This window comes from Tenacibaculum sp. SG-28 (assembly GCF_002954385.1).
Classification (GTDB): Bacteria; Bacteroidota; Bacteroidia; order Flavobacteriales; family Flavobacteriaceae; genus Polaribacter.
The window spans coordinates 1,108,627-1,122,712 of the sequence record NZ_MQVY01000001.1 but is presented as its reverse complement, the minus strand read 5'-3'; the positions used below and the strand labels follow the sequence as shown (position 1 = coordinate 1,122,712).

At 34.7% G+C, this 14,086-nt stretch carries 15 protein-coding genes and 1 pseudogene; 14 read left to right on the top strand and 2 right to left on the bottom strand.

Annotated features, from left to right (window positions below; translation table 11 throughout):
• A partial coding sequence (locus tag BSU00_RS04975; protein WP_369820264.1) for a GNAT family N-acetyltransferase occupies positions 1-202 on the bottom strand: 202 nt, incomplete at its 3' end.
• A complete protein-coding gene (gene dapF, locus BSU00_RS04970; protein WP_105003372.1) occupies positions 202-981 on the bottom strand; it encodes a diaminopimelate epimerase in 780 nt (259 codons plus the stop codon). The genes dapF and BSU00_RS04975, both read right to left, overlap by 1 nt.
• A gap of 134 nt (positions 982-1,115) precedes the next feature.
• On the opposite strand from dapF, the pseudogene BSU00_RS13935 reads away from it, so the two are divergent.
• The 14 genes and pseudogenes from BSU00_RS13935 to BSU00_RS04905 form a co-directional block, all read left to right on the top strand.
• Positions 1,116-1,855, top strand: a pseudogene (locus BSU00_RS13935) (trypsin-like peptidase domain-containing protein); the annotation flags it as partial.
• Entirely contained in the window at positions 1,829-2,491 is a 663-nt protein-coding gene (locus tag BSU00_RS13930; RefSeq protein WP_369820273.1) for a PDZ domain-containing protein, read from the top strand. The pseudogene BSU00_RS13935 and the gene BSU00_RS13930, both read left to right, overlap by 27 nt.
• Before the next feature lie 127 nt (positions 2,492-2,618).
• Positions 2,619-4,061, top strand: coding sequence for a glyceraldehyde-3-phosphate dehydrogenase (locus BSU00_RS04960; RefSeq protein WP_105003371.1), 1,443 nt, complete (start codon positions 2,619-2,621; stop codon positions 4,059-4,061).
• Between the two features lie 172 nt (positions 4,062-4,233).
• On the top strand, positions 4,234-4,773 hold the full coding sequence (locus BSU00_RS04955) for a hypothetical protein (protein WP_105003370.1): 540 nt from the start codon (positions 4,234-4,236) through the stop codon (positions 4,771-4,773).
• A gap of 24 nt (positions 4,774-4,797) precedes the next feature.
• Entirely contained in the window at positions 4,798-6,792 is a 1,995-nt protein-coding gene (ligA, locus tag BSU00_RS04950; protein WP_105003369.1) for an NAD-dependent DNA ligase LigA, read from the top strand.
• 118 nt (positions 6,793-6,910) lie between these two features.
• Positions 6,911-7,483, top strand: a complete 573-nt coding sequence (locus BSU00_RS04945; protein WP_255402285.1) for a lysoplasmalogenase — start codon at positions 6,911-6,913, stop codon at positions 7,481-7,483.
• A 97-nt stretch (positions 7,484-7,580) separates the two neighbouring features.
• A complete protein-coding gene (locus BSU00_RS04940) occupies positions 7,581-8,654 on the top strand; it encodes an esterase-like activity of phytase family protein (RefSeq protein WP_158254392.1) in 1,074 nt (357 codons plus the stop codon).
• 26 nt (positions 8,655-8,680) lie between these two features.
• Entirely contained in the window at positions 8,681-9,193 is a 513-nt protein-coding gene (locus BSU00_RS04935; RefSeq protein WP_105003366.1) for a hypothetical protein, read from the top strand.
• Positions 9,193-10,071 (top strand): 4-hydroxy-tetrahydrodipicolinate synthase, encoded by an 879-nt coding sequence (gene dapA, locus BSU00_RS04930; RefSeq protein ID WP_105003365.1) that lies wholly within the window; start codon positions 9,193-9,195, stop codon positions 10,069-10,071. Before BSU00_RS04935 ends, dapA begins: the two co-directional genes overlap by 1 nt.
• 89 nt (positions 10,072-10,160) lie before the next feature.
• Positions 10,161-10,673: a ferritin gene (locus BSU00_RS04925; protein ID WP_105003364.1), complete on the top strand. Its 513-nt coding sequence runs from the start codon at positions 10,161-10,163 to the stop codon at positions 10,671-10,673.
• Between the two features lie 120 nt (positions 10,674-10,793).
• The gene (locus BSU00_RS04920; RefSeq protein ID WP_105003363.1) at positions 10,794-11,615 is read left to right on the top strand and encodes an outer membrane protein assembly factor BamD; all 822 of its coding nucleotides are present in this window, start codon (positions 10,794-10,796) and stop codon (positions 11,613-11,615) included.
• A gap of 3 nt (positions 11,616-11,618) precedes the next feature.
• Positions 11,619-11,939: a DNA-directed RNA polymerase subunit omega gene (locus BSU00_RS04915; RefSeq protein ID WP_105003362.1), complete on the top strand. Its 321-nt coding sequence runs from the start codon at positions 11,619-11,621 to the stop codon at positions 11,937-11,939.
• Positions 11,940-11,941: 2 nt separating this feature from the next.
• Positions 11,942-13,153, top strand: coding sequence for a bifunctional phosphopantothenoylcysteine decarboxylase/phosphopantothenate--cysteine ligase CoaBC (gene coaBC, locus BSU00_RS04910; protein ID WP_105003361.1), 1,212 nt, complete (start codon positions 11,942-11,944; stop codon positions 13,151-13,153).
• A complete protein-coding gene (locus BSU00_RS04905; protein WP_105003360.1) occupies positions 13,146-14,036 on the top strand; it encodes a DUF4835 family protein in 891 nt (296 codons plus the stop codon). Before coaBC ends, BSU00_RS04905 begins: the two co-directional genes overlap by 8 nt.
• Positions 14,037-14,086 lie beyond the last annotated feature (50 nt).

The window sequence follows — 14,086 nt, the reverse complement described above, 5'->3', positions numbered from 1 at the left end:
CTATGAGTAATCGCAATTGCTTAGCCTCATAGATATCCTGGTGTGCATTTGCAATGTACTGCTTCAAAATATATTTTGAAAAGGGTATTAGGGTATGACTTACTTCCCAAAATGTTTCGTTGTTTTCTATTTGGAATAGGAATTCAAGATCCTCAGGCTCTAACGCTCGTAGGCGAATATGTTCTCCGTGTAAAACTTGCATCATATCAAAATATTACCTTTAAAAACATAAGTTGCGCTGCCAGTTAAATAAATATTTTGATAACTTCCATTCTCACAAGTGAAAGACACTGCAAGTTCCCCCCCACGAACTGGCAAAACAATATGCGTGTGCTTTGTTTTTTTAGTTTTATGCATGGCTATGGCTACGGCAGTAACACCAGTGCCACAAGCCAAAGTTTCGTCTTCTACACCTCTTTCGTAGGTTCTTACTTTAAAGGTATTGGAATTTACTTGTTCTGTAAAATTTACGTTAGCACCTGTTTTACCGTAGGTGTTATTTCTAATTCTTTTACCATTAGTATATACATCGTAAGTATCTAAATCGTTCACCATTTCAATATGATGTGGTGAGCCAGTATTCATAAAAACAAAGTTTTCTTCCGCCTGTATAGTAGTTACGTCAATCATATGCAGAGAGACCATATTGTCTTTATAATTTGCATGATGTAGTCCGTCTATTGCAGTAAAAGTGGTTTCATTTTTAAAAATGCCTAACTGGTGTGCAAATGCAACAATACATCTGCCTCCATTACCGCACATGGTACTTTCATTTCCGTCGGCATTAAAATATACCATTGTGAAATCTGTTATTTCATTATTTTCTAATAATATAAGACCATCGGCACCAATACCAAAATTTCGATGGCATAAATTAGAAATTAAGTTGGCATTAGTTTTTGGAAAGGTTTTTGCTCTATTATCTATAATGATAAAGTCATTTCCTGTTCCTTGATATTTGTAAAAATTCACCGTGCTCATATGGCGCAAATATAGTGAATTATACCATTAACAAAGTTTGTTAAATGCTGGTTAAACTTCGTTAAAGACAAGTTAAACAGATAAGGAAGAAATGTTAAAATTGTATATTTGAATAATTAAAATGTTGAAAGCAAATGAAAAAAATAGTAGGAACTTTAGGAATAGCTCTTTTAGGTGGCGTCATCGCACTTATGGGGTATAAGTTATTATTGGAAAATTCACCAATATCGGAGTCAAATTCTACGGAGGATTTTTTGCCAATGGTAAAGACAAACTTTGTAGCACCAACAATAAATGCGTCTTCCGCACCAACCGATTTTACAGATGCTGCTGAATCAACTGTTCATGCGGTAGTTCATGTTAAAAACACTTCCTCAAGAACACAGCAAGATCCTTTGCGATTTTTCTTTGGTGGAGGGGGTGCAAGAGAGTACAAACAAGTAGGAACAGGAAGTGGTGTTATTATTTCTCCTGACGGCTATATAATCACTAATAACCACGTGATTGAAGGAGCTTCAGAACTTGAAATAACATTAAATAATCGTAAAAAGTTACCCGCAAAGGTTATAGGATCAGACAAGGATAGAGATATAGCTTTATTAAAAGTTGATGCAACTTACGAATTGCCTACCATTCTTTTGGAAATTCAGATAATGTAAAAATAGGCGAGTGGGTTTTAGCAGTTGGAAATCCGTATAATTTAACTTCAACGGTAACAGCAGGTATTGTAAGTGCAAAGGGTAGAGATTTGGAAGGCAATAGAAATATAGAATCTTTTATTCAAACAGATGCAGCGGTAAATCCTGGTAACAGTGGTGGCGCTCTGGTAAATACAAGAGGAGAACTCATTGGAATCAATACGGCTATATCTTCAAGAACAGGTTCTTTCATTGGGTATTCTTTTGCAGTACCTTCTAATATTGCTAAAAAAATTATTGACGATTTATTAGAATTTGGTTCGGTACAAGAGGCTATTTTAGGTGTTGCAATTGATCAAAGTGACAAGACGATTGAAGGTGTTGTTATTGCTGATGTGTTTGAAGAGGGTGGTGCCAAAACCTCAGGATTGAAGAGTGGCGATGTAATTAAAAAAGTTAACAATGTGAAAATTGTAAAATTTTCCGATTTAAAGGGGCAATTAACTGCCAAAAGACCTGGGGAACTTGTTGAGGTTACTGTTGATAGAGATGGGAAATTATTATCAAAAATGGTGCAGTTAAGCAAACGAGAATCTTTTGCGTCTAACGCTTTTGGCGTGCAGCTCAAAGATTTAAATGCGAAAGAAAAGCGAAAGTTTAAAGTTTCCGGAGGTGCAAAAATTATTCAAAACAACAATAAAATTCTCCAATATTACAATGTTGGGGAAGGGTATGTAATTACTAAGATAAACGGTAAAGAAATTACCAATGCCAGTGATGCAGCATCTATTCTTGATAGCTATAATCCTAACCAAAATATGTATATTGAAATGTTGAGTCCGGAGGGGCAAATTGAAAAGTTTAGGTTCTAAAACTATGTGTATTTTAAAAGTAAAATCTCGCTGCGAAAGTAGCGAGATTTTATTTTGCAAAAAAAGTTACGAAATCGATTGAAATATGTACTTTTGCAAAAATTTTTAATTTAGTTAACACACAACTATGTCAACAATAACAAATTACGAAAAAGAGATAGTAAATCAGACTCAAGTAAGAAGAGCAACTGTAGAGTTTATTACTATTGTTAATGATTTATGGTACGATAAATCTATTGAGTTGGTTTTATTTAGAAATCCGTTAGTAGATAAAAGAGCTAGCGAAGTTTTAAATTTGATCAATTATGCTAAAGAATTTGTTTCTAAGCCAATATCTATAATGAATGCTTTGGAAATCGCTAGAGCAATTCAATCTATTGATCTACCAGCTTCAAAATTAGATATCGGAAAATTGGCTTACGAATTTCACCTTTTAGAAAACGATAGTTTAGCAACTGTAGATTTTGTTAAGAATCAATTAAAAGATGCAACCGAAGCAGCTAATATAAAGCCAAAAGATGTGGTGCTTTATGGTTTTGGACGCATTGGAAGACTTTTAGCAAGAGAACTTAGTTGCAAAATGGGAAGAGGTTCACAATTAAGACTAAGAGCAATTGTGACTAGAGGTAAAATTAACCAAGATGTTTTAGAAAAAAGAGCTTCGTTATTGAGTGTTGATTCTGTTCACGGCGATTTTCTAGGAACTGTTCAGGTAGATGCTGAAAACAATGCATTAATTATTAATGGTACTACGGTTCATATGATATCGGCTAGCCAACCAGAAGATATAGATTATACCTCTTACGGCATTGAAGATGCCTTAATTATAGACAACACTGGTGCTTTCAGAGACAAAGAGGCATTAGCGCGTCATTTGGCCCCAAATGGAGCAAGTAAGGTATTACTAACAGCACCTGGAAAAGGGATTCCTAATATTGTTCATGGTGTTAATAATTTAGAGCACAATCCGGATCTTGTGGATATATTCTCGGCAGCTTCGTGTACCACCAATGCAATTACACCGGTTTTAAAAGTTTTAGAAGATAATTTTGGTATAAAAAAAGGGCATTTGGAAACCATACATGCCTATACCAACGACCAAAACTTGGTAGATAATATGCATAACAAATACCGAAGAGGAAGAGCTGCTGCTTTGAATATGGTAATTACAGAAACCGGAGCAGGAAAAGCAGTGTCAAAAGCTTTACCCGCATTAGAAGGAAAGTTAACATCTAGTGCGATTCGTGTTCCAGTTCCCAATGGGTCTTTAGCGATTTTAAATTTACAATTAAATACAACTGTAACGGAAGAATCGGTTAATGCTATAATGAAACAATACGCACTTGAAGGAGATTTGGTAGAGCAAATTAAATACTCTTTAAGTAACGAATTAGTTTCAACAGATATAATAGGTACAACTGCTCCGTCAATTTTTGATAGTAAAGCTACCATCGCAGATGGAGATACAATAGTTATTTACGTTTGGTACGACAATGAATACGGATACTCGCACCAAGTAATGCGATTAGCTAAGCATATCGCTAAGGTAAGACGTTACACATATTACTAGGATATAATTACACAAATACAAAAAACCGAAACCTTATTGTTTCGGTTTTTTTTTCATATCGATTCGATTACATTGTTGATAATTTTCATTGGCTCCTACTAAATTCAACAGTTTTCTTAAGAACTTTTCCTTATTTTAGCCTTGTGGAAGTTTCAATAATTAAAAATAAATAATGGTAAACCAACCACTTCCTTATAAAGAATTGCCAACTCCTCCAAAACAATATTTTCCTGGCGCTATTGTAGCAAGAATGTTAGATGGTTTGGGATTTCGATATTATTGGGCTACCGAAGGATTACGGGAAGAAGATTTGTTATATCGCCCCACTGCTGCGGCGTGGAGTACTCATAATCTGCTAGGGCATATTTTAGCATTAACCAAAATTACTTTAGGAACTCTAGAGGATAATTTTGATGCAAAAAAATATATAAGAGTGGAGCTTTTACCCTTTGAACAATTGCGATTTAACACATTACACAGCATTGAAAAGACAAGTAAATTACTATTAAAAACTAACGATTTAGACCAGTTTAAAACCGTTTTCTCCGGAAAAGGAGGTCAGGAAATCACCTATCCATTTTGGAATCAGTTAAATGGACCTATCGCAGATGCATTATGGCATGTAGGTCAATTAGTAAGTTACCGAAGAACAAGTGGAAACCCCATACCCGGAGGTATTAATTTTTTTTCAGGAACGGTAAAGAAGTATTAAATACAAATTGTAGACACAGCAGCAATGACGATTAAGGATACCATAGAGGCATTAAGAAAGGAATTACGAGAACATAATTACAAGTATTATGTTTTGGATAACGCTACTATCTCTGATTACGATTTTGATCTAAAACTAAAAGAATTAGAGCGGTTAGAGAAGCAATATCCAGAGTATTTTGATGCTAACTCACCAACGCAAAGAGTCGGTGGAGAAATAACTAAAAATTTCAATACCGTAACTCATAAAAACAGAATGTATTCGTTAGATAACTCCTATTCCGTAGAGGATGTTTTAGATTGGGAGAAAAGGATACATAAAAATTTGGGTACCGATGCAGTGAGTTATACTTGTGAATTAAAGTATGACGGAGCATCCATAAATCTAACCTACGAAAAAGGGATGTTTGAAAGAGCGGTGACACGAGGGGATGGTTTTCAGGGTGATGAAGTGTCGCCAAATATCAAAACTATCAAATCGATTCCATTACTGCCACATGGCGATTTTTTATCCGATTTTGAGATTAGAGGGGAAATTATTATTCCCTTAAAAGGTTTCGAAAAAATGAATGAAGAGCGAATTCAAAATGGGGAAGAGACCTATAGGAATCCAAGGAACACCGCTAGTGGAAGTTTAAAATTACAAGATAGTACTGAGGTTGCTAAACGACCTTTAGATTGTTTGCTGTATCAGGTGGTGACGGAAGAGCGAAAATACAAAACACATCTCGAAAGTCTTGAGGCTGCTAGGAAAGCTGGCTTTAAAGTGCCTGAAGTTGTCTTGGCAAAGACTATCGAAGAAGTGATCTCTTTTATTCGAATTTGGGATAAGAAACGACACGATTTGCCATATGAAACAGATGGTATTGTTATTAAAGTGAATGATTTACATCAACAAGAAGAACTTGGCTATACCGCAAAATCGCCACGTTGGGCAATTGCCTATAAGTTTAAGGCAGAACAAGTATCTACAATTCTGGAGAAAATAACCTATCAGGTAGGAAGAACCGGAGCAATCACACCAGTTGCAAATTTAACTCCTGTAGCATTGGCTGGAACCGTCGTAAAGAGAGCTTCTTTGCACAATGCCGATCAAATTGAAAAATTAGATGTACGTGTTGGTGACACTGTTTTTGTAGAAAAAGGAGGGGAGATTATTCCTAAAATAATTGGTGTAGATTTAACAAAAAGACCCAAACACTCTGTTCCAACAAGGTATATTGAGAACTGTCCGGAATGTGGAACAACACTAAAGAGAAAACCCGGAGATGCGAAACACTATTGTCCAAATGAGTATGGTTGTGCTCCCCAAATAACTGGAAGGATTCAGCACTTTATTGGAAGAAAGGCTATGGATATTGATGGTTTAGGTGGGGAAACGGTGGATCTTTTGCGAAAGGAAGGACTAATAGAAAGTTATGCAGATCTATACGACTTGCGAAAAGAGCAAATTATTCCTCTAGAACGCATGGCCGAAAAATCTGCAGAAAATATGATAAATGGTATAGCTAAATCTAAAGAGATTCCTTTTGAAAAAGTTCTCTTTGCACTTGGGATTCGTTTTGTTGGAGAAACGGTTGCTAAAAAATTAGCGAAGCATTTTAAATCGATGCGAAATTTAATGCAAGCAGATATGGAAGCGCTTGTTGCTGTAGATGAAATAGGTGACAGAATAGCACAAAGTATTGTAGATTTTTCTAAAAATGAAAATAACAAATCGCTAATAGAACGCTTGTATTCATACGGAGTTCAAATGGAAGTTTCTGCGGAGCACCTGGAACAGCAAACCAATAAGTTATCCGGTTCTATTTTTGTGGTTTCTGGCGTCTTTCATTTAATGTCTAGGAACGAACTGAAAAAAGCTATTGAAGATAACGGAGGTAAAGTTAGTAGTTCTATTTCAAAAAAGACAACTTATATAATTGCCGGAGAGAATATGGGGCCAAGTAAATTGGTAAAAGCAGAAAGTCTCGGTATTCCTATGTTATCAGAACAAGATTTTTTAACCATGCTACAATAAGCTATTAATACCATTATTTAATGACTAAAAAAATAGAATTACCATTAGTATCATACTGTTTTCTGTAATCGCTATACTTGATTTATATGCTGTACTTACGAAAAATAGCACTCTAGAGTTGTTTTTTAAACCTTTATTAATGGTTTCATTGGTACTTTTGTATCTCACTGCTGTGGATAAGCCTAAACTAATTTTTGTGTCCGCTTTATTTTTTTCATTTTTAGGAGATGTACTTCTTTTGAACAAAGGCGATTTTTTTCTCTATGGATTAGCAGCGTTTTTAATAACCCATATTTTGTATATAAAAATAATAGCACAATTTTTAGAAAAAGAAATTACCACTAAAATGATTAGTTCTTCGGTTCCTTTTTTATTGTTTTTTATCGGTGTTTTTTATTTGATTTACAGTAATTTAGGTTCGATGCTATTTCCTGTTTTGATATATGGTATTGTGATTGCTACTTTTGGTGCTATCAGTTTATTGAACTACAGGGAATTCCAATCCAAACCTAATTTCTACTTGCTTTTTGGTGCAATATTATTTATACTTTCCGATAGTTTTATAGCGATTAATAAGTTTTACCACGAGGAAGTATATTTTCATTTCTTTATCATGCTCACCTACATAATCGCGCAATTTCTTATTTGTTATGCTATGGTTTTAAAACGTAAAGTACCCATAACCTCATAACGCAGTTGTCTTAATGCTTTAGAAAAATGATTTTAATTATCTAGTAGAATCTTAAATTAATTGTTTAATGGTACATTTGTGCTGTAAAAAGCTACGTATGAAAAATATTTGTGTTCTTCTCATAATAATGACTAGCATTGGTTGTACCAACAAACTGCAACTTAATTTTTTACATGAATATGTAATTTCAGACACACTATCTCTTGATAATTATCCTATTGGTGGCTTATCTGGGATAGACTTCAACGGCGATAATTATTATATGGTTGTAGATGATGCTGTGCATCCAAGAATACTGAAAACAGCAATTGAAATTAAGGAAGATACGATTGCCGAAGTCTCTTTTTTAAATACCATTTTAATTAAAAGAGATACCAGCCATTATTTTAAGGAAAATGTTTTAGATCTGGAGTCTGTATTTGTAACGGAGAATTCTAACATCCATCTGGTAAGCGAGGGTGCTGTTAAATTTGGTGTAAAACCCTCTATTCTTACGGTAGATACCTTGGGGAATTTTGTGCGAGAAATTTCTACACCACCACATTTTCACCAATTAGATCAATGGACCCTAAAGCATAACGGAACCTTTGAAGGTTCTTCAAAAAGTTATGATGGAAAAGGGTTTTGGGTGGCAATGGAATCTCCTATTGTCGAGGATGGAGAAGAGCCATCCTTTGTGCAAACCAAATCTCCGGTAAGGATAACGTACTATGATAATGTTTCAAGAAATGCAAATAAGGAATTTGCCTATCATTTAGAAAAGATTGACAAACCTGCAAAAGGAACTATTAACCTAAATGGAGTAACGGCTATTTTAGAATATGAAAAAAATAAGTTCTTTGTGGTAGAGCGAATTTATCAAAGTGGGTATGGAGCTTACGGAAATACCATTAGAATCTTCGATGCAGTTGTAGAAGATAAGACTACCGATATTTTAACGATTAACTCTTTAAAAAAGCAGTCGTACATTCCAATGAAAAAGAAGCTTTTATTAGACTTCCAAAGTTGTAAAGAAGAATTATCAGATGGGGTAATAGACAATATAGAAGGAATAAGTTTTGGGCCAAGATTGAAAAATGGAAACAGAAGTCTACTTTTAATAGCAGATGATAATTTTCAAAAGCACGGAAAGCAATACAATCAGGTTATTTTAGTAGAGATCCAAAATTAACAAGGTATATCAAGAAAAGGATAAATATGATTGGTGTTATTACAGAAAAGAGGCTGGTAAGAAATTACCAAAAGTTAGCAAATAAAGAACAATCTAAATTTTATGATACCTCAAAAATTACAACTGTAGGCGTCGTTCTAGAGGACGAAGCTTTAATTGATCTAGTAGCAGAAAGTCTTACAACACAACTTCCATTCTATCGCAAGGATATTCAATTTGTAGTATATAAACCCTATGTAAAAAATCAAGAAATCGCTCCAATTTGTTTCACAGAAAAAGATATTGGAGGTGATTTACGTTTAAAATCGGACAATCTTAAAAACTTTGTTAAAAACAATCATGATTTGCTTATAAATTTCACGAAGGACAGTAATTTGTATACGAATGTAATAACTTTGTTGTCGAATGCTAAATTAAAAACTGGCTACAATGCAGTTGATGACAGAATTTTCGATCTGATTATCGCTGATCCAACCAGAAACGAGGCTGTTTTTTATAAAGAATTAAAAAAATATTTAACGATTTTAAATAAGATATAATGCAAAAGTTTTTAGGACTGGGTGTTGCCCTTGTAACTCCATTTAAAGAAGATAGAAGTGTAGACTACGATGCACTTAAAAATTTAGTAGAGTACAATATATCTAATGGGACTAATTATCTAGTTATAAATGGTACAACCGCCGAGAGCGCGACGATTTCGAGAGGTGAAAGAGAAGCAATAATAAAAGTTATTGCCACTGTTAACGCTGGTCGTGTTCCATTAGTACTTGGAGTAGGAGGTAATAATACCATGCAGGTAGTAGAAGAATTACAGACGATAGATTTAGCAGCTATAGATGCTATTTTGTCGGTTGCTCCATACTACAGCAAACCAACGCAGGAGGGTTTTTATCAGCATTTTAAGGCTATTGCTCTGGCTAGTCCTAAACCTATTATTTTGTATAATGTGCCTGGAAGAACAGCGAAGAATATGTTGCCAGAAACTACACTTCGTCTGGCACGAGATTTTGACAATATAATTGGTGTAAAAGAAGCTGGTAATATCCAACAGCAATACTACACGTTACTACGGGATAAACCTAAAGATTTTTTGGTAATATCCGGAGATGATGATTTGGCATTAGGAGTTGTCTTAGCAGGTGGAGCAGGGGTTATTTCTGTAATTGGACAGGGGTTACCTAAAGAATTTTCCGAGATGATTGCTCTTGGTCTGCAAGGAAAAAATACGGAGGCTTATGCAATACACTACCAGTTAATGGAGGTTATAGCGTTGATTTTTGAAGAGAACAACCCAGCAGGAATCAAAGCATTACTGAAGCATAAAGGGATAACTTTTGATTTTGTGCGTTTACCTTTAGTGGAAGCCTCAAAAGCTTTGCAAGTAAAAATTAAGACGTTTTTGGATAATAGAGCGTAAAAATAGATAGCACCATAATTTAAAGACTACAATTGACTAATTGTAGTCTTTTTTTATGATCTTTGTGGTATTAAATACGTTGAAAAATTATGTTAGCAAAAAAAATTGAAATAGCTTTAAACGAACAAATTAGAATAGAAGCAGAGTCTTCTCAGGTATATCTTTCCATGGCTTGCTGGGCGGAGACGCAAGGATTTGAGGGAGTTGCGCAATTTATGTTCGCACACTCTGATGAGGAGCGCATGCACATGCTAAAATTAGTGAAGTTTGTAAACGAAAGAGGAGGGCACGCACGAATTTCTCAATTAGCAGCCCCTCCAATAGATTTTGGTTCTTTTAAAGAGATGTTTCAAACGCTTTTCGATCATGAAGTAATGGTTTCAAAATCCATCAATGATTTGGTGCATATTACGCTTGAGGAAAGAGATTACGCAACCCACAATTTTCTTCAGTGGTACGTAGCTGAGCAAATCGAGGAGGAGGCCTTGGCTAGAAATATTCTCGATAAAATTAATTTAATTGGGGATGATAAAGGAGGTTTGTACCTTTTTGATAACGATGTGAAGCAGTTGGTAGGACAGGTTTCAGATACCCCAGTTTAAGATTAACAAACATTTAGTATTCCCTTGTAATCTCTATAACAAATTTTATAGTTACTTGCAGGTTCCTTACTAGGGTTAAAATTGTTTTAATAATCCATATTTAATCATTATTTTTGCCAAATGCAAAGAATTAAACATTTATTGTTTCTTATTTTAGTTACCGTACTGATAGCATCCTGCAGTCAATACGATAAAGTATTGAATAAAGGCTCTATTGAAGAGCAGTATAAAATGGCTGTAAAATTATACGAGGCACAAAAGTATAGTAAAGCCTTGCGTCTTTTTGAAAAGGTCACGCCAGCGTATCGTGGGAAACCTCAAATGGAGAGAATTCAGTATATGGTGTCGCAGTCTAATTTCAACGTTAAGAATTACGCAGAATCTGCCTATTATTTTGATAGATTTGCAAAAAACTATCCAAAGAGTTCAAAAGTAGAAGAAGCGAGATTTCTTGCTGCTTTGAGTTTTTATAAAGCAGCGCCGGTGTTTAGTTTAGATCCTACAGACACCTATAAAGCTTTAGAAGCTTTCCAAGGGTTTATCGACGAATATCCAAATTCCGATAAGCTTCCAGAAGCAAACCAGTACTACGGCGAGTTGCGTTTTAAGTTGGAACAAAAGGCATTTGAAATTGCAAAAACCTATTATAGAACTGCAGAGTACGACCCAAGAAATTATAAAGCATCCATGGTAGCATTTGATAATCTATTATCGGATTATCTAGGTACTAGTTTTAAAGAAGAAGCATTATATTACAAGTTAAAGGCAGCACATGATTATGCCATGAAAAGTACTAACAGAAAGAAGTTAGAAAGAATAGAGTTAGCAGTAAAAGCATACGAAAAGTTTAAAAGAAACTTTCCAGAATCTGAATTTATGAAAGATTCCGATAAAATGCTAAGTGCCCTGCAAAATGAACAAAAACAATTAGTTAAAAGTTAGAAAATGGATTATAAAGAAACGAAAGCACCCGTAAGTACCATCACTTATGACAAAGAGGCAATTGAGGCTTCTACCGATAATATTTATGAGGCTATCTCTGTAATTGCAAAAAGAGCAGTCCAAATAAATTCTGATTTAAAGAAAGAGTTAGTAGACAAATTAGATGAGTTTGCTACCTACAACGACAGCTTGGAAGAAGTTTTTGAGAACAAAGAACAAATTGAAGTTTCTAAATTTTACGAGCGTTTACCAAAACCACATGCAATTGCGGTAGAGGAATGGTTAGCGGGTGATGTATACCACAGAACTCCAGACGAAGAATAGATATGTCTTTGTTAAGCGGTAAAAAAATTTTATTAGGCGTAACTGCTGGAATTGCCGCATACAAAACGGCTAACTTAGTTCGTTTATTCATAAAATCAGGCGCAGAAGTAAAAGTAATCATGACTCCTGCGTCTAAAGATTTTATTACCCCTCTCACCTTATCTACACTATCCAAAAATCCTGTACATTCTACTTTTTATGATAAAGAAAGTGAAAACGAACTCTGGAACAATCACGTTGAGTTAGGCTTGTGGGCTGATATTTTTCTTATCGCTCCGGCAACTGCAAATACCTTGTCAAAAATGACCAATGGTGTTTGTGATAATTTGTTAATAGCTACCTATTTATCCGCAAAATGCAAGGTCTTCTTCGCGCCTGCCATGGATTTAGATATGTACAAACATCCTTCGACTTTAGACAGTTTTAAAAAGTTACAAAATTATGGTAACGTAATGATTCCTGCTACTTCAGGCGAATTAGCTAGTGGTTTAATAGGTGAGGGAAGAATGGCAGAACCGGAGGATATTGTAGCGTTTATCGAACAAGAAATAGCTTCCAGTTTACCCTTATACGGAAAACGTTTCTTAATTACTGCAGGTCCAACTCATGAGGCAATTGACCCAGTTCGGTTTATAGGAAATCATTCTTCCGGAAAAATGGGTTTTGAATTGGCAAAAGCAGCTGCTAATTTAGGAGCAGAAATTTTTTTAGTTACCGGACCTACCCATCAAACAATTGCACATTCGTTCGTGCATCGAATAGATGTAATCTCCGCAGAGGATATGTATCAGGCTTGTCATCAATACTTCGAAAATATAGATGTAGCCATTTGTTCCGCCGCAGTAGCAGATTACAAACCAAAAAATGTTGCTTCTGAAAAAATAAAAAAGAAAGTTGCTACGTTTAATATACCATTAGAACCGACAAAAGATATTTTAAAGTCTTTAGGGGTTTCCAAGAAACACCAGTTTTTAGTGGGTTTTGCATTAGAAACCAATGATGAAGTAGCAAATGCCAAGTCTAAGATTAAACGTAAAAATTTAGATTTAATCGTTTTAAATTCCTTGAGAGATAAAGGAGCTGGATTTGCAACAGATACGAATAAAGTTACTATTATTGATGCAGACTATATTGGTAAAGACTTTACTTTAAAATCGAAGGCAGCGGTTGCTAAGGATATCATTAATGAAATAATGCAACGAATATATGCGTAATTTTTTCTTTACAGTGTTTGTTACACTAGGTTTTTTTTCGATTCAAAGTCAAGAATTGAATGCTTTAGTAACCATTAATTCGGATAAAATTCAGAGTTCTAATAAGCAAGTATTTCAAACCTTACAAACGGCATTAACTGAATTTATAAATCAAAAGCAATGGACTACTAAAACCTACAAAATGCAGGAGCGTATTAATTGTGCATTTACGATAATTGTAAACGAACAAGTAAATAATAACTTTTCAGCATCCCTTCAAATTCAAGCTACGCGACCTGTGTATGGTTCTTCTTATGCCAGCCCTATCTTAAATATTAACGATACTAATTTCAATTTCAAGTATAACGAATTTGACCCTTTACTTTTCAATCCAAACAATTACGACTCCAATTTAGTTTCCGTAATAGCCTTTTACGTGTATACCATTATAGGAGTGGATGCAGATACTTTTGAGAGAAAAGGTGGAGATCCTTATTACAAACAAGCAGAAAACATAACCTTATTAGCCCAATCTAACGGTCAGGGAGGTTGGCAAAACGAGATAGGTAAACAAAATAGGTTCGCATTAATTGATAATTTACTATCTCCAAAGTTTACAGTTTTACGGAATATTTATTACGATTACCACCGAAACGGATTTGATAATTTTACAAAGGATGCAGTTTTGGCAAAGCGAACTATAGAAAACGATGTAATACAATTAGATCGAATTCACAATGTTACTGTAGGAAATTATATGATTCGTGTTTTTTTAGATGCTAAAGCAGATGAGATAGTTAGTGTCTTCTCTGATGGAAAGCCCGCAAAGAATCAACAGCGAATGTTAAATGTACTCCAAAAGATAGCACCCACCTACGAAGATAAATGGAAGGAAATTAAATAAATGCTATCGCTTTTTTTTTCCTTAAAATCCTTACTTTTATGCTTTCCAAA